This is a genomic window from Streptomyces himastatinicus ATCC 53653, from assembly GCF_000158915.1.
In the GTDB taxonomy this organism is placed as follows: Bacteria; Actinomycetota; Actinomycetes; order Streptomycetales; family Streptomycetaceae; genus Streptomyces; species Streptomyces himastatinicus.
The window spans coordinates 6,048,018-6,071,304 of the sequence record NZ_GG657754.1 but is presented as its reverse complement, the minus strand read 5'-3'; the positions used below and the strand labels follow the sequence as shown (position 1 = coordinate 6,071,304).

Below are 23,287 nucleotides of genomic sequence, written 5' to 3'. Positions count from 1 at the left end.
CCCAGCCTCCTCGTTCGCTTGCTCGGGGTTCACAGAACGCTCGTCATGCCGCCGTCGACGTACAGCACCTGTCCGCTGACGAAGTCGGCGGCGGGCGAGGCGAGGTAGAGCAGCGCCCCGATCAGGTCCTCGGTGCGGCCCCAGCGGCCCGCCGGGGTCCGGCCGCGCACCCAGGTGCTGAACTTCTCGTCCTCGACGAGCGGCCGGGTCAGCTCGGTCTCGATGTAGCCGGGGCCGACGCCGTTGACCTGGATGCCGTACTGGCCCCAGTCGGCGCACATGCCCTTGGTGAGCATCTTCAGCGCGCCCTTGGTCGCCGAGTAGGGGGCGATGCCGGGGCGTACCACCTCGCTCTGGAGCGAGCAGATGTTGACGATCTTGCCGTGACCGCGTTCGGTCATGCGCCGCGCGGTCTCCCGGCCCACCAGGAACGCGCTGGTCAGGTTGGTGTCCACGATCTGCCGCCAGGCTTCGTCGGTGAACTCCAGCAGCGGTGCGCGATTCTGCATCCCGGCGTTGTTGACCAGGATGTCGAGCGGGCCGACCCGCTCCTCCACGTCGGCGATCCCGGCGGCGACGGCCGGGCCGTCGGTGACGTCGAAGGCGGCGGTGTGCACGCCCGCCTCCGCGCCGCCGAGTTCGGCCGCGGCCTTGTCCAGGGCCTGCTGGTCGCGGCCGTTGAGGACCACCGTGCAGCCCGCCTCCACCAGGCCACGGGCCAGCGCGTGGCCGATGCCGCGGCTGGAGCCGGTGACCAGGGCGGTGCGGCCCGTGATGTCGAAGAGCGGATGTGTCGTCATGGCGTTCGTACCCTCTCGGTTCTCAAAATCCCCGGTGCCGGCTCGGCGCTAGATCACCAGTGACAGCAGCAGGACGAAGCCGAGCGCGACGACCGAGATGATCGTCTCCATCACGGACCAGGTCCGCACCGTCTGCCCCACGCTCATCCCGAAGTACTCCTTGACCAGCCAGAATCCCGCGTCGTTGACATGGCTGAAGAAGAGGGATCCGGCGCCGATGGCCAGCACCAGCAGGGCCACGTGTGTGGTGGACATGTCGGCGGTGAGCGGCCCCATCAGCCCGGCCGCGGAGATCGTGGCCACGGTCGCCGAGCCGGTCGCCAGCCGGATCGCGACCGCGATCAGCCAGGCGAGCAGCAGCGCCGAGACGTTCCACTCCTTCGAGATGTCCATGATCATGTTGCCGACGCCGATGTCGATGAGCGTCTGCTTGAAGCCACCGCCCGCCGCGACGATCAGCAGGATTCCGGCGATCGGGGCGAGCGAGGTCTCCACGGTGGTGGCGATGCGGTCCCGGGTGAAGCCTGCCGCGCGGCCGAGGGTGACCATGCCCACGATCACCGCCGCCAGCAGCGCGACCAGGGGGTTGCCGATGACGTCGGCGATCCGCTGGGTGGTGTTCTCCGGGTCGTCCACGGCGATGTCGACCAGCGCCTTGATGAGCATCAGCACGACCGGCAGCAGCACGGTGCCCACGGTCGCGGCGAAACCGGGCCGCCGCTCCAGGTCCTCCGAGGGACGCGTCGGCATCAGCCGGTCCGGCGGGGTGACGTCGACCCAGCGGTCGGCGACGCGCGAGAAGACCGGGCCCGCGATGATGGCGGTCGGTATCGCTATGAGGACGCCGAGCGCCAGGGTGACGCCCAGGTCGGCGTGGACCGCGTCGATCGCGGCGAGCGGGCCGGGGTGCGGCGGCACCAGGCCGTGCATCACGGACAGACCCGCGAGCGCCGGTATGCCGATCCGCATCAGGGAGAGGTTGCCGCGCTTGGCGACCAGCAGCACCACCGGAATCATCAGCACCATGCCGACCTCGAAGAAGAGCGGCAGGCCGATGATCCCCGCGATGAGCACCATCGCCCAGGGCATCGTCCGGGTACTCGCCTTGGCGAGGATCGTGTCCACGATCTGGTCGGCGCCACCGGAGTCGGCGAGCAGCTTGCCGAGGATCGCGCCGAGGGCGATCAGCACGCCGACGCCCGCCACCGTGTCGCCGAGGCCGCCCGAGAAACTGGTGATGACCTTGTCGAGCGGCGCCCCCGCGACGGCGCCGAGGGCCAGCGAGCCGATCGTCAGCGACAGAAACGCGTGCAGCTTGGACTTGGTGATGAGCAGGACGAGAACGGCTATGCCGACGAGGACGGCTATGCCCAGCTGTGCGTGACCGGCCGACGTGATCGGGTCGACGGTGTCCGCTGCCAGCATCTCGACGCTGAGTCTGGTCACGGAGGGTTCCTAACGTGAAGCGTGAAGCTACTGGTGTCCGGGCTGCCGCTGCCGCAGTGCGGCGACAGCCCGCTCGGTGATGGTCTCGGGGCCCGGCGCGATGTCCACGGCGACGCCGTGCTCATCCGGCTGGAGCGGCTCCAGGGTGGCGAGCTGCGAATCGAGCATCTCGCCGGAGAAGAAGTGGCCCTTGCGCTCCTGCATCCGGTCGGCGATCAGCTCGCGCTCACCGGTCAGGTGCAGGAAGACGACCCCGGGCTCGGCGGCACGCAGCCGGTCCCGGTAGATCCGCTTGAGCGCGGAGCAGCTGACCACGCCGCCGTGACCGACGTGATCATGGGCCCAGGCACCGATGGCGTCCAGCCACGGCCTGCGGTCCTCGTCGTCCAGCGGGGTCCCGGCCGACATCTTGGCGATATTGGCCGGCGGGTGGAAGTCGTCGGCCTCGGCGTACGGCACACCGAGCGCCTCCGCCAGCAGGGGGCCGATCGTGGTCTTGCCCGTGCCGGACACTCCCATGACGACGACCAGGGGGGCATGCATGTGGAAAACCTCGCTGTCTGCTCCGGTGCTGACTTCCTCGTCCGTCGCGCTCGACGACTGTCGTTCTCGACCTCGGCACCGCTGGCAGCACACTCAACCCCACTGATACGACGTATTCAAGAGTTCGTGATTTAAAAGTCATACTTAAATCGTGCGCGGCAGCCACGTAGTCTGACTCCATGGACAACCAGGGGCCCTCCACGGGGCGGGGACTGCACGCTCGGCTGCTGGCGTCCCTCGGGCCCGCGATCACCGCGGGCGACTACCCGCCGGGGACGGTGCTGCGCACCGATGAGCTGGAGCGGCGCTTCGACGTCTCACGGACCGTGGTCCGCGAGGCGGTGCGCGTCCTGGAGTCCATGCACCTGGTCCGCTCCCGCCGCCGCGTCGGCGTGACCGTCCTCCCCCCGGAGGAGTGGGACGTCTTCGACTCGCAGGTCATCCGCTGGCGGCTGGCGGGCCCCGACCGCCCCCGCCAGCTGCGCTCCCTGACCGCCCTGCGCTCGGCCATCGAACCGGCCGCCGCCGCCCTGGCCGCCGGGCAGGCCACCGCCGCCCAGTGCGCCGAGCTGACCGAGCACGCCCTCAACATGGTCGCCACCTCCCGCGGCCAGCAGCTCCCCGCCTACCTCGTCCACGACGTCGCCTTCCACCGGACGATCCTGCGCGCCTCGGGCAACGAGATGTTCGCGCGGCTCGGCGACGTGGTCGCCGAGGTCCTGGCGGGCCGCACCGAGCACCGGGTGATGTTCAGCGACCCGGACCCGGAGGCGGTCACCCTCCACGTCCGGGTCGCCGAAGCGGTCCGCGCGCGGGACGCGGAGCGCGCCGAGCGCTACACCCGGGAGATCACCTGGGGCGCCCTGCGCGAGCTGGACATCCTGGCGCCGTAGCGCTGGGGGATTCCGCAGCCCTTGGGGATCACGGCCGGACGTAGGGCCGGGTCATGATCTCCATGTTGTGGCCGTCCGGGTCGTCGAAGTACGCGCCGCGACCGCCGAAGAGGGTGTTGACGCGGCCGGGGTCGGTGTGGCCGGGGTCCGCGTAGTAGGTGACTCCGGCCGCCTCCAGCCGGGCGATCATGGCGTCGAAGCGCTCCTCGGGGACGAGGAACGCGTAGTGCTGCGGCTGGATCGGCTCGTCCCGCTTCTCGTAGTAGTCGAGCGTGACGCCGTTGCCGAGGTCGACGGGGAGGAACGGGCCGAACGGGGCGCCGACCTCCAGGTCCAGGACCGTGGCGAGGAACTCGGCCGACCAGTGCCGGTCCGAGGCGTAGACGGCGGTGTGGTTCAGATGGATGTCGTGCGTGTGAGGCATGGGAGAGGTCTCCGGTGTTGTCGTGGTCGCGGTGGTCGCGGTGTTCGCGGTGCGGACGAAGAACACGGAGATGGATGGGCGGGGCCCTGGCCCGCCCCGGCCTCACGCCGAGGCCGGGCGCCTCACTCGTGCATGGCCCTCAGGGGCCGACCCGGCAGTCACCCGGCCGAACCTAGCGGTCGCCATCAGGAACATCAACAGCATTTCTATGTCGCCGAGTTGCCGTCAGCGGCGGCGCAGGGACGGGTCCAGCAGCGCGGGCGGGGTGTCGTACTTCTCGTGCGGGGCGAGATCGGTGCCGGGGGCGACGATGGCGTCGATCGCGTCGAGTACGTCGGCGGAGAGAACGGTGTCGGCGGCGGCGAGTTGGGCGTGCAGATGGTCCAGGGTGCGGGGGCCGATGAGGGCGCTGGTGACGGCGGGGTGCGCGGTGACGAAGCCGAGCGCGAGCTGGATCATCGTCAGACCGGCGTCGTCGGCGACCTCGGCCAGCTGCTCGACGGCTTCGAGCCGGGCCCGGTTGGCGGGGATCGTGGTGTCGAAGCGTTCCGGCATGAACGTCGAGCGGCTGGTGGCGATGGACCGGCCCGCGCGGACCGCGCCCGACAGCCAGCCCGAGGCCAGCGGGCTCCACGCCAGCACGCCGAGGCCGTACTGCTCGGTCACGGGCAGAACGTGCCCCTCGATGCCGCGCTGGAGGATCGAGTAGCTGGGCTGCTCGGTGACGTAACGGCTCAGGTGGTGCTCGCGGGCGGCCCACTGGGCCTGTACGAGGCGATAGGCGGGGAAGGTGGAGGAGCCGAAGTACCGGATCTTGCCCGCGCGCTGAAGATCGGTCAGGGCCGACAGCGTCTCCTCGTCACCGGTGTTCGGGTCCCACCGGTGGATCTGGTAGAGGTCCACATGGTCGACGCCGAGGCGGCGCAGGCTGTTGTCCAGCGCGGTGACCAGCCAACGGCGCGAACTGCCCCGGTGGTTGGGCGCGTCCTCCATGGGCATGCCCGCCTTCGTGGCCAGTACGAGGTCGTCGCGGCGGCCCGCGATGGCCTTGCCGACCATCTCCTCCGACTCGCCGCCGCCGTACATGTCGGCGGTGTCGATGACGTTGATCCCGCCTTCGAGGGCGGCGTCGACGATGGCGGTGGCCTCGCCCTGGGTGGTGCGCCCGATGGCGCCGAAGTTCATCGCGCCGAGCGCGAGAGCGCTGACCTGCACGCCGGTGCGGCCCAGGGTGCGGTAGAGCATGACGGTGTTCCTCCATTACGGGTGGAGCTGACATCATGAGCAAACGGAACCTCGTTCCGTTTGAACAATACGGAACGCTGTTCCGTTTTAGCAAGCGCGATGGCGAAGGGAGCGGCACGGTGGACGACGGCGGCAAGGGCGAGGACGGCGCGGGGCGCGCGGCCCCGTCCAAGCGGAAGGACGCCCGGCGCAACAAGGAGACGCTGCTCGACGCGGCCGCCACGGTCTTCGTCCGATCAGGCGTGGAGGCGCCCGTACGCGACATCGCGGCCGAGGCGGGCGTCGGCATGGGCACGATCTACCGCCACTTCCCCACCCGGGCGGACCTCATCATCGCCGTCTACCGGCACCAGGTCGAAGCGTGCGCCGAGGCCGGACCGGCCCTGCTGGCGTCCAGCGCGAGCCCGCACGCCGCGCTGGGGCAATGGATCAACCTCTTCGTCGACTTCCTGGTCACCAAGCACGGCCTCGCCGCCGTGCTCCAGTCCGACAGCTCCGGCTTCGACACGCTGCACACGTACTTCCTCGACCGCCTGCTGCCCGTGTGCACCGAGCTGTTCGACGCCGCGACCGCGGCCGGGGAGATCCGCTCGGGCCTGGACCCGTACGAGGTGATGCGCGGCGTCGGAAACCTCTGCATCGGCGCGGGCAGCGATGAGCGCTACGACCCGCGCCACCTGGTCGAACTGCTCATCGCGGGGTTGCGCCACCCGCACTGAGCGGCCTTACGGGCTTTACGCGGCCGCGTCCCCTGCCCGGTCGAGGCGATCCCGCTGGTCCGGACTCAGCTGGAGGTCCGCCGCGGCCCAGTTCTCCTCCAGGTGGTCGATCCGGGCGGTGCCCGGGATCGGGAGGACGACCGGCGCATGGCCGAGGAGCCAGGCCAGGGACACCTGGGTGGGCGTGGCGCCGGTCTCGGCCGCCACGGCGGCGACCTCGGACGTCTCGTCCCACGCCCCCGCCGCGACGGGCCGCCACGGCAGGAACGCGATGCCCGCCGCCGCACACGCCGCGAGCACCGGCTCGTGCTCGCGGTCGAGCACGTTGTAGCGGTTCTGCACGCTCACGACGTCGATGATCGCCCGCGCCTGGTCGAGTTCGGTGACGGTGACCTCGGACAGCCCGATCCTGCCGACCTTGCCCTCGACCTGGAGGTCCCGCAGCGTGCCGAGCTGGTCGGCGAGCGGCGTGTCCGGATCGATGCGGTGCAGCTGAAGCAGCTCGATCCGCTCGACGCGCAGGCGCCGCAACGCCTGCTCCACCTGGTCCCGCAACACCTCCGGCCGCCCGTCCAGCTTCCACTCCCCGCCGGGGCCCGTTCGCGCGACGCCGACCTTGGTGGTGACGAGCAGCCCGTCCGCGTACGGATACAGCGCCTCGGCGAGCAGCTCCTCGTTGGCTCCCCCGCCGTACAGATGCGCGGTGTCGATCAGCGTGATCCCCAGCTCCACGGCCCGCCGGGCGACCGCGATGGACGCCTGCCGGTCGGGCCCGGGCTCGGTCGCCAGGCGCATGGCCCCGAACCCGAGCCGCCGCACCTCCAGCTCGCCGCCGATGCGAAAGGTCGTCGATGTCATCCGCTGCCCCCGTACTCCCGTTGGGTCAGCACGCTAACAGCGCGGTCGGACACCGACACCCATCTGAGCCTCTTGGTAGGCGCCCCTTACCGCGCTACCGTGAAAACAGTGGCGCTTCCGGCGTCGGGGCCGGTGGAGGTGAGAGCGTGGGCGCCTCAGGCCGGTCGGGCACACGGCCGGCCCCCGAAAAGAGAGTGAGCGCATCGAAGATCCGCCCGCTCTCGCATGCGGCTGCGCTACGCGTCTCCGGCGAGGCGATGACGTATGTACGCGTCTGAGCCTTTCGCCCATCCGGCCTTGTTCTACCGAGGCGTCCAGGAGTATGTGGCCGGGACGGTCCCGTTCATCGAGGAGGGTCTGGCCGCGGGCGAGCCGGTGGCGGTCGCCGTTCCCGCGAGTAACCTCAGGCCACTGCGCAGGGAGCTGGGCGCGAGCGCCGAACAGGTGCGGTTCACCGATATGAGCCGGGCAGGGCGGAACCCGGGGCGGATCATTCCCGAGGTGCTGCGGGCGTTCGCCGACGCGCATCCCGCCAAGCGGGTACGGATCATCGGCGAGCCGATCTGGCCCGCCCGCACCCCGGCCGAATATCCGGCCTGTGTCCAGCACGAGGCACTGATCAACAGGGCCTTCCACGGTCGGAACGTCACCATCCTGTGCCCCTACGACGCCGCACGACTCAACCCCGGATGGCTTGCCGACGCGTACACCACACATCCCGTTGTCGTCGTCGACGGCAGGGCGGAGCGCAGTACGGCCTACGACGCCGACGGCGCTGCCTCCGCCTTCAATGAACTCCTCGTGCCACCGCCATGGGCCGTCGTCTTCGCGTTCGACGTCTACCATCTGTCCGGCGCGCGGGACCTCGCCGTCGAGTGGGCCGAGCGCCTCGGACTGACAGATGAGCGATGGAACGACTTCTCGCTTGCCGTCACCGAGCTGACCACCAACAGCGTGCGGCACGGTGGTGGCTCGGGCACCGTCTCCGTCTGGGGCGACGGCACACAGATCGTGTGCGAGGTGCGAGACCGGGGATGGCTGCGGGACTCGCTGGCAGGCCGTCACCCGCCACAGCGCGACAGGCCCGGAGGCCGGGGCCTGTTGACGGTCAACAACCTCGCCGATCTCGTCCGCGTCCACACCGGCCCCGAGGGCACGACCATCCGCTTCTACATATGACCACCGGCGGGCGGGTCGGCGTAGACGCCGTGCATCATGCCGGTGGCCTGCCCGACCTCGATGAGATAGCCGTCCGGGTCGCGCAAGTAGCACCGCACCTCGGCCTTGCGATCGATGGGCGGCGTGAGGAATTCGGCGCCCTTCGCACTCCACTCCCGGTGACATGCCTCGATGTCGGCGACGCGGAGGTTGAGGAAGCTGCTGACCGTGCTCGGGTCGGTGGGCGGGCGCAGGGTGACGTCCGGCTTGTCCGGGGTGGGGCCGCCGCCCGGGTTCATGATGATCCATCCGTTGGCGAGCTTGATGGTGCAGGGATTTTCCTCGAGCACCACCTCACCGCCGAGAACGTCGGCGTAGAAGGCGCGAGAACGGGCTACGTCGGCCACCGTCAGAAAGTGGGTGAGGAGGAGCCCGGAATCCGGGGCGGGAAAGCCGTCATGGTGCATGCAGGACCTCCAGGCACATCGGGTGTTTCCCTCCATAGTGGCGGGACGGATGTCCATAGGCACGGATGAACACGGCCCTGACAGGATGTGAGGATGGTGACAAATGAGCCGTGGGCGGGACTTCACGAGGATTTGCTGGCGGCGAAAAAGCTGGCATACGACCCGAGCGGCTTTCGTTGCTCACAGCCGGTGCCGGAACCGGAAAGTGCCGAGTACGCGGCTCACGGGTTCACGATCGACGGATTGTCGGTCCGGTTTCGCGTGGCCAAGACCACTCCGACGAAGGTCGGCCAGTTCGTGACCGAGTACGGAATTGACCTTTTCGTCCAGCAGGAAGCGCGGCTTCCGCGTCTATCCGCCGTGGGTGACCACGGCCAATCGCCAGGCGAGCAGAACTCAGGCATCGCAGACAAAGTACTTCTTGGATTTCACAGGGGACGGCTCTGTCGATATGATGCGCGCCCGCGTCCTCTACGGCCGTTGAGCAATGATGACCCCAACACCCCGTTGTGGCCCAGGGGTTGACGCCCACCGGCCCGAGAGCATTGAGTGATCGCGACCAATCTGAAACGCGACTTCCCACGGGGGAATCAATGCGCACGCTCACCATGGCCGGAGGCATGCTCGCCGCCGCCGGTCTCACCTTCGGCCTGATGTCCGCACCGGCATTCGCGGCACCTACGACGGCGTCCGACGCCACCGCGGCCGCACTACAGGGCCCCCCGCCGAAGGCGGGCAAGGGCAGCGTCAAGTGCAATGAGAACAATTCACGGGTCAACTTCTCCTGGAAGACCGGCTACGCGAGCACCAAGGTGTACTACAACAACCACTGCCTGGGCGGCTTCAAGACCAAGGTCGCCTTCAAGTTCTGGAACGACGGGGCGACGCCCTGGTACAAGTGCGTCAGCTTCGAGGGAATGTCCCAGGGGACGTACAAGTTCGGGCACATCAACGAGATCATGGGTGTCAGCAAGGACACCAAGAAGTGCGAGAAGAACTAAAAGGTAGATCCGCGAGGATCCAGGGCCCGGTCCCGCCGCCGGTGAGCGGTGGGACCAGGCCCTGGGGACCGCGGAGGACTACTCCCCGGGCACGCCGAGCGAGTGCCAGGCCGACCAGTCGGCGTCGTCACCGGGGGTGTTCTGCCAGGTGCACCTGATGGTGCCGTCGCCGAAGAGGGCGAAGACCTCCAGGCGGCCGTCGGCGTTCGAGGCGACCACCGGGTCGCCGATCACGAACAGGTCGCCGTTGTAGAGCGATGCCCAATGGGGCGACCACCTGCCGTCGGGGGCGGGGTTGGTCTGCCATCTGTGCTCGATGCCGCCGCCTTCCTGACGGGTGAAGACGTCCAGCCGGCCATCGGTGTTCACACCGACGGCGGGGGTGCCCACCGGGTTGTCGCCGCCGAGCGATTGCCATCCCGGGGCCCATCCATTGCTGGGCTCGGTCTGCCAGATGTGCTCGATGGAACCGCTCGGGCCGAGGACGAAGACCTCCTGCTGGCCGGAGGTGTTCAAGACGGCCGTCGGGTCGTCCTGCGGGGTGCCGCCGAGGTCACCGAAGGCCCATCCGTCGACGTGGGGACGCTGATAAGCGTGCAGAACGGTGAGCACCCCGTGCTGGTCGTCGTCGTAGCCGCGGACGAATGCCTCCAGTCGGCCATCGGAGTCCTGGATGACCGCCACGTCGCCCAACACGTCGTCGACCCAGAGAACTTTCCAGTCGTCTCTCCACCCGTTGTTCGGGGCGGTTTGCCAGATGTGCTGGACGGAGCCGTCCGTGGCACGGACGAAAACCTCCAGTCGGCCGTCGAAATCCCTGGCGACGGTCGGGGTGCCCGCCGCGGACGGATTGCCGGGGAGCGGCCCCCAACGCGACCATTCGCCGCCGTGGGGGGTGGTTTGCCAGGCGTGCCGCACCTTGCCGTCCGAGGTGCGGACGAAAACCTCCATCCTGGCATCGAGGTTCGTGGCCACGACCGGGTCGCCTTCCAGGCTGATGCCGAGCGAGTTCCACCCCGACCATTCGTTGCGGCTCGGGGCCGTCTGCCAGTTGTGCTGAAGGGTGCCGTCGGAAGCGCGGGCGAACACCTCCAGCTCATCGTTCGCATTGAGACTGACCCAGGAGAAGGGGGAAACGTACCGGACGCTCACCGTAGCCATGGCAATCCCTGACCTCTCTGGTGACGTGGTGACCATCTGCATAGCAACAGGGGTTGGCCAGATGAGGTGCGGTGCGGTCGTCTCCGGGCTCAGGCTCAGGCTCCGGCGCAGGGTGGTACCACCCCTCCGAAAGTCCTTTTACGACGATACGCCCCATGTGCCCTCTCCGCGCTCCGGGCGAACCGATCACGCGGCCACAGGTGCGGCGGCGTGGCGGCAGTCGCGGCAGCGGGCGCCGGGGGTGGGCGAGCGGAAGGCGCGGTCGCAGCCGTTGCAGTTCCGGAGGGGTACGACCGCCGGTCGGGGGCTGGGCGCGGGAGCCGCCGGGAGGGGCGGCGGGAGCAGCGCGGTGAGGCGGTGCGCCAGGAACGCGGCAGGGTGGCGGAGGTCGGGCGGAAGGCTCGCGGTCAGGGTGCGACGTACGGCGTCGGGGGCGGCGCCCCGCTCCAGCCATGCGGCCACGGCCGGGGCGAGGCGGTGCACGTCGCGCTGCGAGAGCAGTAACCGGTCGTCGTCGCGGCGGAAGGTGGCGAGGAGTGCCGCGGCGGAGGGGTAGGTGCGCTCGGGGGCCGCGGGCTCGGGTTGCGGCTCGCGTACGGGCTGCACGGGCTGCTCCGCCTCCACGGGTTGCGATTCGCGGGCGCGGCGGGTGCGGGTGCCCTCCGGGTGGTTGTACGCGAGCGTACGGGTGACCATCCGGCCGTCCGGGGTGCGCTCCCGGACGCGTTCGAGGTACCCGTACGCCTCCAACTCCCGCAGCGCGGCGGCGATCCGGTCCCGCCCCTCCGGGAACCGCTCGGCCAGCGTACGGATGTCGACGGACGCGCCGTCCGGCAGCGACTGGATGTGCGCGGCGAGGCCGATCGCGGTGAGGGAGAGTTCGCGGTGCTGGGTGAGGTGATTACCGACGATCGTGTAGCGGTTCGGGTGCCGTTCCCTCACATGAGTGACTCCGCCGACGGATCGGCGAACGAGAGATAGGGCGCGCGCAGGCGCGCTAGGGTGCTGCTCAGCCATCGGGAAGGTGCTTCTTCCTTCGGTGGTCAGGCCCTCGACTCGGGATGCCAGTCCCGGCCGGGGGCCGTCGCATGTCTGGGGTTGTTGTGGCTGAGCCTGCCGTGCCAATCCGCTCCCGCGCCAGCCGAGTTGGGCGGAATCACCCGTCCGGGTGACTAGTGTGAGGTTTGGATGGGTTGGGTTGGTTCTTTCCCACAGTTCTTGGTCTTTGATGGCCCGCCGCACCGATGCGCGCCGCACCGGGTCCAGGGTTCCCGGCCTCCGGTGGGACGGCCCGCGCACGGCGGCTGCGACACTGCCCCGATGGTTCTCACCACCGGCGCGCCCTCCGTCGACCTCGCCCAGAGCCTCCCCGAGATCGCCCCGTACGCCCGGACCACCGTCCGGCTGCATCCCCGGCGGGGTGAGCCCGGTGTGCGGGACAGTCACATCGGCGGGCCGCTGTGGTGGCCGGGTGCCGAGCCGTGGCCATCTTGCGACGAGCACAAGGACATCAACGGCAGGCCGCTCGGCCCGTATCCGCTCGTCGCCGTGGCTCAACTCACCGCCGCCGACTTCCCCGAGATCGCCTTCCCCGCCGGGACGGACCTCGCCCAGGTCCTCTGGTGCCCCGACTGGCACGACCAGCCGCACCCGGAGGGGTGGGGGCAGGCGTGCCGGGTGTTCTGGCGGCGGGCCGCGGACGTCGGCGAGGTGCTGACCGAACAGCCCGATCCCGCCGAACACTGGGAGTACGACAGCGACATGGTGCCGCGCCCGTGCGTGCTGCGTCCGGAGCGGGTGGTCGAGTACCCCTGGCCGGAGGAGCTGCCGGACGGCCTCAGGGAACGGCTGGACGAGGACGCGTACGACGACGTGTCGCTGATCCCCGGCTGCAAGCTCGGCGGCGGTATGGGCTGGGCGACGACGGACATGCCGTTTTCGCTGACGTGCGGGGGCTGCGGGGGCCCGCTCGCGCTGTTCATGCAGTTCGATACGTACGAGTTCACATACGGCGGCCGCGAGCCGGACCGGTTCTGGCCGCTGGAGGAACGCCACCTCGAACCGGGCACCCCGGCCTTCAACGCGGCACGCGAGCCGACCGGCATGACGGTGGGACGCGGCAGCCACGCGGGCCTCTTCCTCTGCACGAAGGACCCCACCCACCCGCCGTCCTTCTTCACCCAGTAACTCCGCCCGCTAGTCCCCGGGAACCCTGCGCGCCCGGCAGTCGTCTTGGCTGCCGTCACCACGGAGTTCGTACGAAGGTCAGGGCAGGTCATGGCACATAAGGGAAACCAGGCGACCGAGCAGCCGGGCGGCGGCATCGGCGGGGCACTCGGCGTCGTCAGGCGCTACCGTCGCGCGCTGTACGGCTTCACCCTCGGCGTGTCCGTCCTGACCACCGTGCTCGGCTGCGCCGTCGTGGGCGGCGGATTCGCGGCGACGTGGGACGCCTTCGAGAGAGTCAGGGACTACGCGGACCGCAACATCGCCAACGAGGACTCCTACGTGGCCTACGCCGACGGTGGCCTGGACCCGTTGGTCAGGGTCGGGTTCGTGGTGTTGGTGCTGTTGCTCGTGCTGGGGCTCCTCGTCGTCACCGTCCTGCACACCGCGTACGCCGTCGGGGACTCCCATGCCACGCGCGACGGCGGACCGCTGACCGTCCGCGAGGTGTGGCGGCGTACCCGTCGGCGGTTTCCCGCCGCGCTCGCGGTCAACGTGCTGACCGGGCTGGCCGTGGGCGCCGTGGTGATGGCGGGCCTGGTGCTGTTCAGCCTCGTGGACGGCAACAAGGTGCCCGGTGTGGAGACCACGCCGCTGGGCGAAACCGCGTCCTGGCAGTACACGCTGGTGGGGTGGGTGCTGCCGATCGCCATCTGGTGTCTCAGCCCGCTGCTGTACGCCCGCCTGGCGCTGGCCACCGCCGAAACGGTGCTGGAACGCCGTTCCCCGTTCGTGGCGTTGTACCGCTCGTGGGTGCTGACCCGCCGCGCGCGGTGGCGCACCCTCGGCATGGGGGCGCTGGTCACCGTGGCCGCCGTGCTCGTCTTCTGGCTCGCCCGGTACGCGGCCGCGCCCCTCAACCACCCCGTCGGACTCGGCATGCTGTGGCTCAACGACGACAACGTGTGGATGACCGGTGTGCTGGTGAAGATCCTGCCCACGGCCGTGGCCCTTCTCCTGCTGCCCCCGGTGGTCATGCCGCTGGTGTGCGCGGTGTTCGCCCGTCTTCACGGGGAGCTGCGCGCTCATGAGGAGCGGGAGGAGAGCAACAAGGCCGCTGCCCCGGCGTGAGACACCGGGGCAGCGGACGTGCTCGGCTCAGCCGATGGGGTTCACGAAGGTGGCCGGGCGGGTGGCGCTCCGCTGGTCGACGAGCCCGCCCCAGGGCCAGTCCAGGGTGATGGACTTGGTCTCGTTCGGCGGGGTGATGACCGCGTAGGCGGGCGTCCAGGAGCCCTTGTCGTCGTCCCCCGCAAGGGCGAGGTTGATGGTGAAGTCGGTGCTGTCTCCCGGGCCCAGGATGATCGAGCTGTACTTGGTCGAGGAGCGCTGGAGCGACCAGTCCGCGCTGCCGTGCTCGGTGTTGAGGTCCACGCCCGGGAAGCCGCCGATCTTGCAGCTGGTGCCGGTGGTGTTGGTGAGCACGATGCTGGTGGTCGTCGAGCCCTGCGCGTTCGGGTCCGGGACCGCGTCCTCGCCCGTGGCGAACGCCGCCTTCAGGCCGTCGGTGACGCAGCGCGGGGCGGACTGGTTGGCCCCGCCCCCCGCCTTGCCCTGCACCTCCGACGAGCCCGCGCCCTTGCTGTCCGCTGCGGCCGCCGAGTCCGCCTTGCCGGAGGTCTTCGCGCCGCCGGTGTCCGAGCCGTTGCATGCGGTCAGGGTCAGGGCGGCGGCCGCGGTGAGAGTCGCGGCGGCGACGCGCAGGGTACGGCGGCGAGCGGTGCGGGCGGTGGCGGTGGCGTTCATTTCGGGTCCCCCCGGGAGAGTTGGTGTCGTCGTTTCCTCGGTACGTCACCCACTCTGGTCGGGACCGCTACCGTGAAGCTGCCGCTCCGCTGCCGCCCGCTAACGCCCGGCTAACCGGCGTGTTCCGGCTCCTGTAGCGGGTCGCTGAGCTGCTCGCGCAGGTAGTTCCAGATCACCGCGATCAGCGCGGCGACCGGTACGGCGAGCAGGCTGCCCACGACCCCGGCCAGGCTGGCGCCCAGTGTCACCGCCAGCAGGATCACCGCGGCGTGCAGGCCGAGCCCGCGGCTTTGGATCATGGGCTGGAACACATTGCCCTCGAGCTGCTGCACCACCACGATGATCGCCAGCGTGATCAGCGCGTCCATCGGGCCGTTGGCCACCATCGCGATGAGCACCGCGACAAAGCCCGCGAACAGGGCGCCCACGATCGGCACGAACGCGGATACGAAGGTCAGCACCGCCAGCGGCAGCACCAGCGGTACGCCCAGGATCAGCAGGCCGAGGCCGATGAAGACGGCGTCGAGCAGGCCCACCAGCGCCTGGGACCGCACGAACGCGCCGAGCGTGTCCCAGGCGCGCGCGGCCACGGTGGGGACATCGGTGGCGAGCCGACCGGGCAGTTGGCGAGCGAGCCAGGGCAGGAACCGCGGGCCGTCCTTGAGGAAGAAGAACATCAGGAAGAGGGCCAGGACGGCGGTGACCAGACCACCGACCACGGCGTTCACTCCCGTGACGACAGTGGTGACCATGCTGCTGGCACTCTTTTGCAGGCGGGCGGCCGCGCTGTCGGTTGCCTGCGCGATCTGAGCGTCGTCGATGTTCAGCGGTGGCCCCGCGGCCCATTCGCGCACCTTGTGCATGCCTTGGGTCACGCCGTCGACCAACTCGCCGGACTGGGATGCCACCGGGACCGCGATCAGCGCCACGACGCCCGTGGCGACCAGGAGGAACAGCACGGTCACCGCCGACGCGGCCACGGCGGGAGGCCATCCGTGCCCGCGGAGAAAGCGCGTCAGGGGCCAGGTCAGCGTGGTGAGCAGCAAGCCGATGATGAGCGGCCAGACGATCGACCACATCTGACCCAGAAACCACAGGGCCACCGCGGTCATCCCGAGGACCAGGAGCACATCGACGGATATGCGCGCCGATGAGCGGAGTGCGGCACGGGTTCTCGCGGAACTGAAAGTGGCAGGCATGGGACACCGTACCCCGTTCACGCTTCGCTATCGCTGCTGCCCAGGAGCACTAGGGGGCAACCATTCTGAACGATCGTCCTGAACGTCCGTTCAGAAGTGAGGTACGCTGCCCGCATGCGACACCGCGAACAGCTCATGGCCGGGGCGAAGCAGTGCCTGGAGGAGCGGGGATACGCCCGCACCACCTCGCGCGACATCGCCGCCGCCGCCAACGCACCGCTCGGCACGATCAACTACCACTACGCCTCGAAGGAAGCGCTGCTCAACGCCGCGCTTCTGGAGATGCTCCAGGAGTGGGGCGACAAGGTCCGCGCCCAGTCGGCGGCGGGGCGGCGGGTCGAGTCGATGTGGGAGCGGGTCGTCGAGTCCGAGGCCACGGACCGGCCGCTGCTGGTGGCCAGCGCCGAGGCGCTCGCGCAGGCCGAGCGCTTCCCGGAGATCCGTCAGCAGATCGCGGAAGCCTTCGAGCGGTCCCGTACGGAGATGGCGGCGGATCTGCACGGGATCGACGCCACCGACAGCGCGGAGCACAAGGAACTCGCGCGCGCGGTCGGGTCCGTGCACATGGCGCTGGTGGCCGGGCTGACCCAGCAGTGGCTGATCGATCCCGAACACGCCCCGTCGGCGCGGGAGGTGGCCGCGGGGCTGCGGAGGATCGCCGAGGACCTCGACCCCGACGAGTCCAACGGCTGACGTGCCACAGCCAGCCACGCGACCCTTCACGCATCTGCACGTCCACACGCAGTACTCGCTGCTGGACGGTGCGGCGCGGCTGAAGGACATGTTCAAGGCCTGCCAGCAGATGGGCATGTCGCACATCGCCATGACCGACCACGGCAATCTGCACGGCGCGTACGACTTCTTCCAGCAGGCCACCGCCGCCGCGATCACCCCGATCATCGGCATCGAGGCCTACGTGGCACCGGAGTCGCGGCGCAGCAAGCGCAAGGTGCGGTGGGGGCAGCCGCACCAGAAGCGGGACGACGTGTCCGGCTCCGGCGGCTATACCCACAAGACGATCTGGGCGGCGGACCGGACTGGGCTGCACAACCTGTTCCGGCTGTCGTCGGACGCGTACGCCCACGGCTGGCTCCAGAAGTGGCCGCGGATGGACAAGGAGGTCATCGCCGAGCACGCCGCGGGGCTGATCGCGTCGACCGGGTGTCCGTCGGGTGAGGTGCAGACGCGGCTGCGGCTGGGGCAGTTCGACGAGGCGCTGAAGGCGGCCTCCGCGTACCAGGACATCTTCGGCCGGGACCGGTACTTCCTGGAGCTGATGGACCACGGCATCGAGATCGAGCGCCGGGTCCGGGACGGGCTGCTGGAGGTCGGGCGGAAGCTGGGCATCCCGCCGCTGGTGACGAACGACTCGCACTACACGTACGCGCACGAGTCGCAGGCGCACGACGCGCTGCTGTGCATCCAGACGGGGAAGAGCCTGGCTGTCGCGGACCGCTTCCGCTTCGACGGCACGGGCTACTACCTGAAGTCGGCGGACGAGATGTACGCGATCGACTCCTCGGACGCATGGCAGGAGGGCTGCCGCAACACCCTCCTGGTGGCCGAACAGGTCGATGTCACCGGCTGGTTCGCCAAGCGCGACCTGATGCCGCGCTTCGACGTACCCGAGGGGTACACCGAGGTGACGTGGTTCCGGGAGGAGGTCCGCAGGGGGATGGCGCGCCGCTTCCCCGGCGGCGTTCCCGAGGACCGGGAGAAGCTCGCCGCGTACGAGATGGACGTCATCATCCAGATGGGCTTCCCGGGGTACTTCCTGGTGGTCGCCGACTTCATCATGTGGGCCAAGAACAACGGCATCGCGGTCGGCCCGGGGCGCGGCTCCGCGGCGGGCTCGATCGTCTCGTACGCGCTGGGCATCACCGACCTCGACCCGGTCGAGCACGGGCTGATCTTCGAGCGGTTCCTGAACCCCGAGCGCGTCTCCATGCCGGACGTCGACATCGACTTCGACGAGCGTCGGCGCGGTGAGGTCATCCGGTACGTCACGGAGAAGTACGGCGCCGACAAGGTCGCGATGATCGGTACGTACGGCACCATCAAGGCCAAGAACGCGATCAAGGACTCGGCGCGGGTGCTGGGCTACCCGTACGCGATGGGCGACCGCATCACCAAGGCCATGCCCGCCGACGTCTTCGGCAAGGGCATCCCGCTGTCCGGGATCACCGACCCGGAGCACCCGCGGTACGGCGAGGCGGGCGAGGTCCGGTCGATGTACGAGGGCGACCCGGACGTGAAGAAGGTCATCGACACCGCGCGGGGCGTCGAGGGACTGGTGCGGCAGATGGGCGTGCACGCGGCGGGCGTGATCATGTCCAGCGAGCCGGTCGTGGACCACGTCCCGGTGTGGGTACGGCACACCGACGGGGTGACGATCACGCAGTGGGACTACCCGACGTGCGAGTCGCTGGGCCTGCTGAAGATGGACTTCCTCGGCCTGCGCAACCTCACCATCATGGACGACGCCGTGAAGTTGGTGCGCGCCAACAAGGGCATCGATCTGAAGCTGCTCGACCTGCCGCTGGACGACCCCACGACCTTCGCGCTCCTCGGCCGCGGCGACACCCTCGGCGTCTTCCAGTTCGACGGCAGCGCGATGCGCTCGCTGCTGCGCCTGATGAAGCCCAGCCACTTCGAGGACATCACGGCCGTCACCGCCCTGTACCGGCCGGGCCCGATGGGCATGAACTCGCACATCAACTACGCGCTGCGGAAGAACGGCCAGCAGGAGATCACCCCCATCCACCCGGGGGTCGAGGACGCGCTGAAGGAGGTCCTCGACATCACGTACGGCCTGGTCGTCTACCAGGAGCAGGTGCAGAAGGCCGCCCAGGTGCTCGCCGGGTACTCGCTCGGCCAGGCCGATCTGCTGCGCCGGGCGATGGGCAAGAAGAAGCAGGAGGTGCTGGACAAGGAGTTCATCCCGTTCCGGGACGGCTGCCGGGCGCGCGGCTATTCGGACGACGCCGTCCAGGCGGTGTGGGACGTGCTGGTGCCGTTCGCGGGTTACGCGTACAACAAGGCGCACGCGGCCGCGTACGCGCTCGTCTCGTACTGGACCGCGTACCTCAAGGCCAACTTTCCGGCCGAGTACATGGCGGCGCTACTGACCTCCGTACGTGACGACAAGGACAAGTCGGCCGTCTACCTCAACGAGTGCCGCAAGATGGGCATCAAGGTGCTGCCCCCGGATGTGAACGAGTCCGAGGCCGACTTCACGCCGCGCGGGGACGACACGATCGTCTTCGGCCTGACCGCCGTGCGCAATGTCGGGCAGAACGTGGTCGACTCCATCATCCGCCGCCGCCGGGCCGCCGGGCGGTACGCCTCGTTCCCCGACTTCCTGGACAAGGTCGAGGCGGTCGCATGCAACAAGCGGACGATCGAGTCCTTGATCAAGGCGGGCGGGTTCGACGCGCTGGGGCATACGCGCAAGGGGCTGACCGCCCGGTACGAGCCGATGGTCGACACCGTGGTGGCGGTCAAGCGGAAGGAGGCCGAGGGGCAGTTCGACCTCTTCGGCGGCGGTTACGGCGATGGTTCCGGCGACGGTGACTCCCCCGCTCTCGGGCTCGACGTGGAGTTCCCCGACGACGAGTGGGAGAAGGCGTATCTGCTCGCCCAGGAGCGGGAGATGCTCGGGCTGTACGTCTCCGACCACCCGCTCTTCGGCGTCGAGCACCTGCTGAGCGACAGGGCGGACGCCGCCATCGCCCAGCTGACGGGAGGTGAGCACGCCGACGGCGCGATCGTCACCATCGGCGGCATCGTCTCCGGCCTCCAGCGCAAGATGACCAAACAGGGCAACGCCTGGGCCATCGCCACCGTGGAAGACCTCGCGGGCTCGCTGGACTGCCTGTTCTTCCCCGCCACGTATCAGCTGGCCTCCACCCGGCTCGTGGAGGACGCGATCGTCTTCGTCAAGGGACGGCTCGACAAGCGCGAGGACGTGCCCCGGCTGGTGGCCATGGAGCTGGCCGTGCCCGACCTCAGCGCCGCCGATGCCCCGCTGTGCCTCGACATGCTCGCGGCGCACGTCACACCGCGGTCCGTCCAGCAGCTGAAGGAGATCCTCCAGGCCCACCCGGGCCCCAGCGAGGTGCGGCTACGGGTCCGTGGGCCGGTTCGGACGACCGTCTACCGGCTGGGCTACCGCGTGAGTATCCAGCCGGGGTTCTGGGCGGACCTCAAGGCGGCGGTGGCGGTGACGCGTGCCTGAGTGGGCTTACGGCTTGCGGGCCACGCCTCCGTACGCGTCCACCGCGTCGGTGTCGGCTTCCGGCCGCCACCGGGTGACCGGGACGATGCCGGGCTCCAGCACGTCCAGCCCGTCGAAGAACGACGCGATCTCGTCGACCGGACGGACGTAATACGGCACCGCCCCGCTCGCGTTGTACGCCGCCGAGGCCGCGATCATCCCCTCGCTGGTGGCGGTGGAATCGCCGATCACCAGGTAACTGCCGGACGGCAGCCCCGCCATCAGACGGCCCACCAGGGAACGGACCTCGGCGGGGTCGGCGACGTGGCCGAGCACGTTCAGCAGCACGAGCGCGACCGGCCGGGTGAGGTCCAGCGTCCGGGCCGCCGCCTCGAGGACGGCGTCCGGGGCGTACAGGTCCGCGTCGAGGTAGTCGGTGGCGCCCTCGGGGGTGCTGGTCAGCAGGGTGCGGGCGTGCACCAGGACGAGCGGGTCGTTGTCGACGTACACGATCCGCGCGTCCGGCGCGACGCGCTGCGCGACCTGGTGGGTGTTGTCGGCGGTCGGCAGCCCCGTCCCGATGTCCAGGAACTGCCGTACGCCGTGCTCCGCGGCCAGGCAGGTGACCGCCCGGGCGAGGAAGTGACGGCTGGACACGGCGACGTCGGCCAGACCCGGGAAGATCTCCTTGATCTGGTCGCCGACCGCGCGGTCCGCCTCGTAGTGGTCCTTGCCGCCCACGAAGTAGTTCCAGAAACGGGCGGAGTGCGGCTTGGTGGTGTCGATGCGCTGCGCGACATCATCGGACACGGAGCGGGCTCCTGACGGGTGGGGGCCGTGCGTACGTGATCTGCCGCCAGCTAGTGGGAGTTGACTTCCTGTACGCTCGGTTTTTCGGCCTCAGGAGGGGCGGTCCAGAAGCGCGCGGAGCGCCTTCGCGACGTCGGCGGGCGCCTCCTCGGCCATGAAGTGGCCGTACGCCACGGTCTCGTGGTGCAGATCGGGCGCCCACGCACGCCACAGCGCCTCCGCGTCGAACCCGAGCGCGGCGCCCCAGTCCTGCTGGAGGACGGCGACCGGCATCCGCAGCCGGTGGCCCGCCTCCCGGTCGGCCCGGTCGTGGGCGACGTCGATCCCGGCGGAGGCCCGGTAGTCGGCGACGATCGAGGGCACGGCGGCACGGCAGGCGTCCAGGTACGCGGCGCGGACGGCGGCCGGGATCGCGGCGGGGTCGGTGCCCCAGAGGTCGAGGAAGTGGCCGAAGAAGTCGTCCGGCGCGGCGGCGATCATCCGCTCGGGCAGGCCGGGGGGCTGCGCCATCAGGTAGAGGTGGAAGCCGACGGCCGCGGTGGTGCCGTGCATCGCCTCCCACATGTCCAGCGTCGGCAGCACGTCGAGGGCGGCGAGGTGGGTGACGGCGTCCGGGTGGTCGAGCCCGGCGCGGAAGGCGACCAGGGCACCGCGGTCATGACCGGCCAGGGCGAACCGGTCGTGGCCCAGCGCCCGGGCCACGGCCACGATGTCGGCGGCCATGGTGCGCTTGGCGTACGTGGCGCCGTCGGCGGCCTCGGCCGGTTTGTCGCTCGCGCCGTAGCCGCGCAGATCGGGGCAGATGACGGTGTGGTGGGCCGCCAGGTCGGCCGCGACGTGCCGCCACATCAGGTGCGTCTGCGGGAAGCCGTGCAGCAGGACGACGGGGCTGCCGGTGCCGGTGCCGCCTACGGCGACGTTGAGGGTGGTGCCGTCGTGGGCGGCGGGGATGCGGTGGTAGGCGAAGCCGGGGATGGCGGGGGTGTGCTGTGACCTGTTCTGCTGAGGCATGGGACGAGGCTGCCGCGCCCCAATCAGCAGCGGGTCAGCACGGGCGGGGCGGCCGCCTTGCCGATCGGGCCGGGCCGGATGGCGCCCGCCAGCGGTGGCGCGAGATGGCGTGCCGGGCACCGTGCTCGGTGACCCGAGGTGGCAGGCCGGCGTCGGGAGGTACCGCCGGGCGCGGGGTCCTCGGGCCCGGCCGGGCGGAGGCGGGGCGCAGCCCGGGCCGCCGCCGTACGGTGCTGAGCGCGGCGGCGGCCAGCAGGGCGGCCGGGGCATCCTGCCCGGGGCGCACGGCGACGGGCGCGGTGCGGCGCTCGGTGGCGGGCCGGGCGGCGGGAGGTACCGCCGGGTGCAGGTCCTCGGGCCCGGCCGGACGGGGTCGGGGCGCAGCCCGGCCCCCGCCGTACGGTGCTGAGCGCGGCAGCGGCCAACAGGGCGGCCGGGGTGTCCTGCCCGGAGCGCACGGCGACGGGCGCGGTGCAGCGCTCAGTGGGGGCCGGGCGGCGCAAGGTCCGTGCCAGGCGGCGCAAGGGTGCTGTGCTCGGTGGCGCAAGGTGGCGAGCAGGGCGTCGGGAGGTACCGCCGGGCGCGGGGCCGGGCCCGGCCGGGCGGAGGCGGGGCGCAGCCCCGGCCCCCGCCGTACGGTGCTGAGCGCGGCGCTCGGTGGCAGGCCGGGCGTCGGGAGGTACCGCCGGGCGCGGGTCCTCGGGCCCGGCCGGGCGGGGGCGGGGCGCAGCCCGGGCCGCCGCCGTACGGTGCTGAGCGCAGCGGGGCCAGCGGGGCGCACGGTGGCGGGTGGGGTGCGGCGCTCGGTGGCGGGTGGGGCGGCGGGCCCGGTTACGGTGGCCCGGTGACGTGGGAACGGGTCGCGTTCGGTGTGCTCGGGCCGGTGGTGGCGGAGGGCGACGGCGGCGCGCTCGCGTTGAAGGGGCCGCGGCACCGGGCCGTGCTGGCGCGGCTGATCGTGGCCCGCCGCCGGGTCGTACCGGTGTCCCGGCTCGTCGGGGACCTGTGGGACGAGCCCCCGGCCGGAGCGGTCGGCGCCGTACAGACCTTCGTCGGCGCCCTCCGTCGCGCCCTGGAGCCCGACCGCCCGCCGCGCGCCCGGTCCCGGCTGCTGGTCACCGAGGGCCCCGGGTACGCGCTGCGGGCGGCGCCGGACGCCGTGGACGCGTGGCGCTTCGAGACGGCCGTCGCCACCGCCGCGGACCTGCCGCCCGCGGCGGCGCTGCCACGGCTCGGGGAGGCGCTGGAGCTGTGGCGCGGTCCGGCGTACGCCGGGTTCGAGCGGGCGGGCTGGGCCCGTGGCGAACGCTCCCGCCTGGCCGAACTGCGGCTCCGGGCCGTCGAGCAGCGCGCCGAGACCCTGC

At 70.6% G+C, this 23,287-nt stretch carries 21 protein-coding genes and 2 pseudogenes; 10 read left to right on the top strand and 13 right to left on the bottom strand.

The window, feature by feature from the left end:
* Positions 1-29: 29 nt before the first annotated feature.
* Genes SSOG_RS25795 through SSOG_RS25785 form a run of 3 tightly spaced genes read right to left on the bottom strand, consistent with a single transcriptional unit; the run spans position 30 to position 2,789 of the window.
* Entirely contained in the window at positions 30-800 is a 771-nt protein-coding gene (locus tag SSOG_RS25795) for a glucose 1-dehydrogenase (RefSeq protein WP_009717192.1), read from the bottom strand.
* Positions 801-848: 48 nt separating this feature from the next.
* Entirely contained in the window at positions 849-2,246 is a 1,398-nt protein-coding gene (locus tag SSOG_RS25790; protein ID WP_009717191.1) for a GntT/GntP/DsdX family permease, read from the bottom strand.
* Between the two features lie 27 nt (positions 2,247-2,273).
* The gene (locus tag SSOG_RS25785) at positions 2,274-2,789 is read right to left on the bottom strand and encodes a gluconokinase (RefSeq protein ID WP_009717190.1); all 516 of its coding nucleotides are present in this window, start codon (positions 2,787-2,789) and stop codon (positions 2,274-2,276) included.
* A gap of 179 nt (positions 2,790-2,968) precedes the next feature.
* On the opposite strand from SSOG_RS25785, the gene SSOG_RS25780 reads away from it, so the two are divergent.
* Positions 2,969-3,682 carry a FadR/GntR family transcriptional regulator gene (locus tag SSOG_RS25780; protein WP_009717189.1) on the top strand — a complete coding sequence of 238 codons (714 nt, stop codon included), beginning with the start codon at positions 2,969-2,971 and terminating at the stop codon, positions 3,680-3,682.
* 28 nt (positions 3,683-3,710) lie between these two features.
* Here the strand turns inward: SSOG_RS25780 and SSOG_RS25775 are convergent, their stop codons facing one another.
* Together SSOG_RS25775 and SSOG_RS25770 are read right to left on the bottom strand one after the other, a co-directional pair.
* Complete coding sequence (locus tag SSOG_RS25775; RefSeq protein ID WP_039938698.1) at positions 3,711-4,106, bottom strand: VOC family protein; 396 nt, start codon at positions 4,104-4,106, stop codon at positions 3,711-3,713.
* Between the two features lie 225 nt (positions 4,107-4,331).
* On the bottom strand, positions 4,332-5,351 hold the full coding sequence (locus SSOG_RS25770) for an aldo/keto reductase (RefSeq protein ID WP_009717187.1): 1,020 nt from the start codon (positions 5,349-5,351) through the stop codon (positions 4,332-4,334).
* A 119-nt stretch (positions 5,352-5,470) separates the two neighbouring features.
* Here SSOG_RS25770 and SSOG_RS25765 point away from each other — a divergent pair, with 119 nt between their 5' ends.
* Positions 5,471-6,070 carry a TetR/AcrR family transcriptional regulator gene (locus tag SSOG_RS25765; RefSeq protein WP_009717186.1) on the top strand — a complete coding sequence of 200 codons (600 nt, stop codon included), beginning with the start codon at positions 5,471-5,473 and terminating at the stop codon, positions 6,068-6,070.
* Between the two features lie 15 nt (positions 6,071-6,085).
* On the opposite strand, the gene SSOG_RS25760 is transcribed toward SSOG_RS25765, so the two are convergent.
* Positions 6,086-6,928: an aldo/keto reductase gene (locus SSOG_RS25760; RefSeq protein WP_039938696.1), complete on the bottom strand. Its 843-nt coding sequence runs from the start codon at positions 6,926-6,928 to the stop codon at positions 6,086-6,088.
* Between the two features lie 264 nt (positions 6,929-7,192).
* Here SSOG_RS25760 and SSOG_RS25755 point away from each other — a divergent pair, with 264 nt between their 5' ends.
* Positions 7,193-8,107, top strand: coding sequence for a sensor histidine kinase (locus SSOG_RS25755; protein WP_009717184.1), 915 nt, complete (start codon positions 7,193-7,195; stop codon positions 8,105-8,107).
* Here the strand turns inward: SSOG_RS25755 and SSOG_RS25750 are convergent.
* Complete coding sequence (locus tag SSOG_RS25750) at positions 8,098-8,553, bottom strand: VOC family protein (protein ID WP_009717183.1); 456 nt, start codon at positions 8,551-8,553, stop codon at positions 8,098-8,100. The genes SSOG_RS25755 and SSOG_RS25750 overlap by 10 nt on opposite strands.
* Before the next feature lie 93 nt (positions 8,554-8,646).
* Between SSOG_RS25750 and SSOG_RS48930 the strand changes: the two are divergent.
* Both SSOG_RS48930 and SSOG_RS25745 read left to right on the top strand, forming a co-directional pair.
* Positions 8,647-9,037: pseudogene (locus SSOG_RS48930) on the top strand (MepB family protein).
* A gap of 109 nt (positions 9,038-9,146) precedes the next feature.
* The gene (locus SSOG_RS25745) at positions 9,147-9,554 is read left to right on the top strand and encodes a hypothetical protein (protein ID WP_106516458.1); all 408 of its coding nucleotides are present in this window, start codon (positions 9,147-9,149) and stop codon (positions 9,552-9,554) included.
* 78 nt (positions 9,555-9,632) lie between these two features.
* Here the strand turns inward: SSOG_RS25745 and SSOG_RS25740 are convergent, their stop codons facing one another.
* Positions 9,633-10,715, bottom strand: coding sequence for a PLL family lectin (locus tag SSOG_RS25740; protein WP_050799967.1), 1,083 nt, complete (start codon positions 10,713-10,715; stop codon positions 9,633-9,635).
* Between the two features lie 186 nt (positions 10,716-10,901).
* Entirely contained in the window at positions 10,902-11,732 is an 831-nt protein-coding gene (locus SSOG_RS25735) for a helix-turn-helix domain-containing protein (RefSeq protein ID WP_039938693.1), read from the bottom strand.
* Between the two features lie 303 nt (positions 11,733-12,035).
* Between SSOG_RS25735 and SSOG_RS46900 the strand changes: the two genes are divergently transcribed.
* Both SSOG_RS46900 and SSOG_RS25725 read left to right on the top strand, forming a co-directional pair.
* Positions 12,036-12,902: a YwqG family protein gene (locus SSOG_RS46900; RefSeq protein WP_050799966.1), complete on the top strand. Its 867-nt coding sequence runs from the start codon at positions 12,036-12,038 to the stop codon at positions 12,900-12,902.
* A gap of 90 nt (positions 12,903-12,992) precedes the next feature.
* Positions 12,993-14,012 carry a hypothetical protein gene (locus SSOG_RS25725; RefSeq protein ID WP_009717177.1) on the top strand — a complete coding sequence of 340 codons (1,020 nt, stop codon included), beginning with the start codon at positions 12,993-12,995 and terminating at the stop codon, positions 14,010-14,012.
* Positions 14,013-14,039: 27 nt separating this feature from the next.
* On the opposite strand, the gene SSOG_RS25720 is transcribed toward SSOG_RS25725, so the two are convergent.
* Both SSOG_RS25720 and SSOG_RS25715 read right to left on the bottom strand, forming a co-directional pair.
* Positions 14,040-14,687 carry a DUF4232 domain-containing protein gene (locus SSOG_RS25720; RefSeq protein WP_009717176.1) on the bottom strand — a complete coding sequence of 216 codons (648 nt, stop codon included), beginning with the start codon at positions 14,685-14,687 and terminating at the stop codon, positions 14,040-14,042.
* Positions 14,688-14,797: 110 nt separating this feature from the next.
* The gene (locus SSOG_RS25715; protein WP_039938692.1) at positions 14,798-15,886 is read right to left on the bottom strand and encodes an AI-2E family transporter; all 1,089 of its coding nucleotides are present in this window, start codon (positions 15,884-15,886) and stop codon (positions 14,798-14,800) included.
* A gap of 114 nt (positions 15,887-16,000) precedes the next feature.
* On the opposite strand from SSOG_RS25715, the gene SSOG_RS25710 reads away from it, so the two are divergent.
* Both SSOG_RS25710 and dnaE read left to right on the top strand, forming a co-directional pair.
* Positions 16,001-16,579, top strand: a complete 579-nt coding sequence (locus tag SSOG_RS25710) for a TetR/AcrR family transcriptional regulator (RefSeq protein WP_039938691.1) — start codon at positions 16,001-16,003, stop codon at positions 16,577-16,579.
* 1 nt (position 16,580) lies between these two features.
* A pseudogene (gene dnaE / locus SSOG_RS25705) lies at positions 16,581-20,128 on the top strand (DNA polymerase III subunit alpha); the annotation flags it as partial.
* Position 20,129: 1 nt separating this feature from the next.
* On the opposite strand, the gene SSOG_RS25700 reads toward dnaE, so the two are convergent.
* Positions 20,130-20,912 carry an SAM-dependent methyltransferase gene (locus SSOG_RS25700; RefSeq protein WP_009717172.1) on the bottom strand — a complete coding sequence of 261 codons (783 nt, stop codon included), beginning with the start codon at positions 20,910-20,912 and terminating at the stop codon, positions 20,130-20,132.
* A gap of 90 nt (positions 20,913-21,002) precedes the next feature.
* Positions 21,003-21,923 carry an alpha/beta fold hydrolase gene (locus SSOG_RS25695; RefSeq protein WP_009717171.1) on the bottom strand — a complete coding sequence of 307 codons (921 nt, stop codon included), beginning with the start codon at positions 21,921-21,923 and terminating at the stop codon, positions 21,003-21,005.
* A gap of 844 nt (positions 21,924-22,767) precedes the next feature.
* Between SSOG_RS25695 and SSOG_RS25690 the strand changes: the two genes are divergently transcribed.
* Positions 22,768-23,287, top strand: a 520-nt coding sequence (locus tag SSOG_RS25690) for an AfsR/SARP family transcriptional regulator (RefSeq protein WP_039938689.1), incomplete at its 3' end; no start/stop codon positions are given.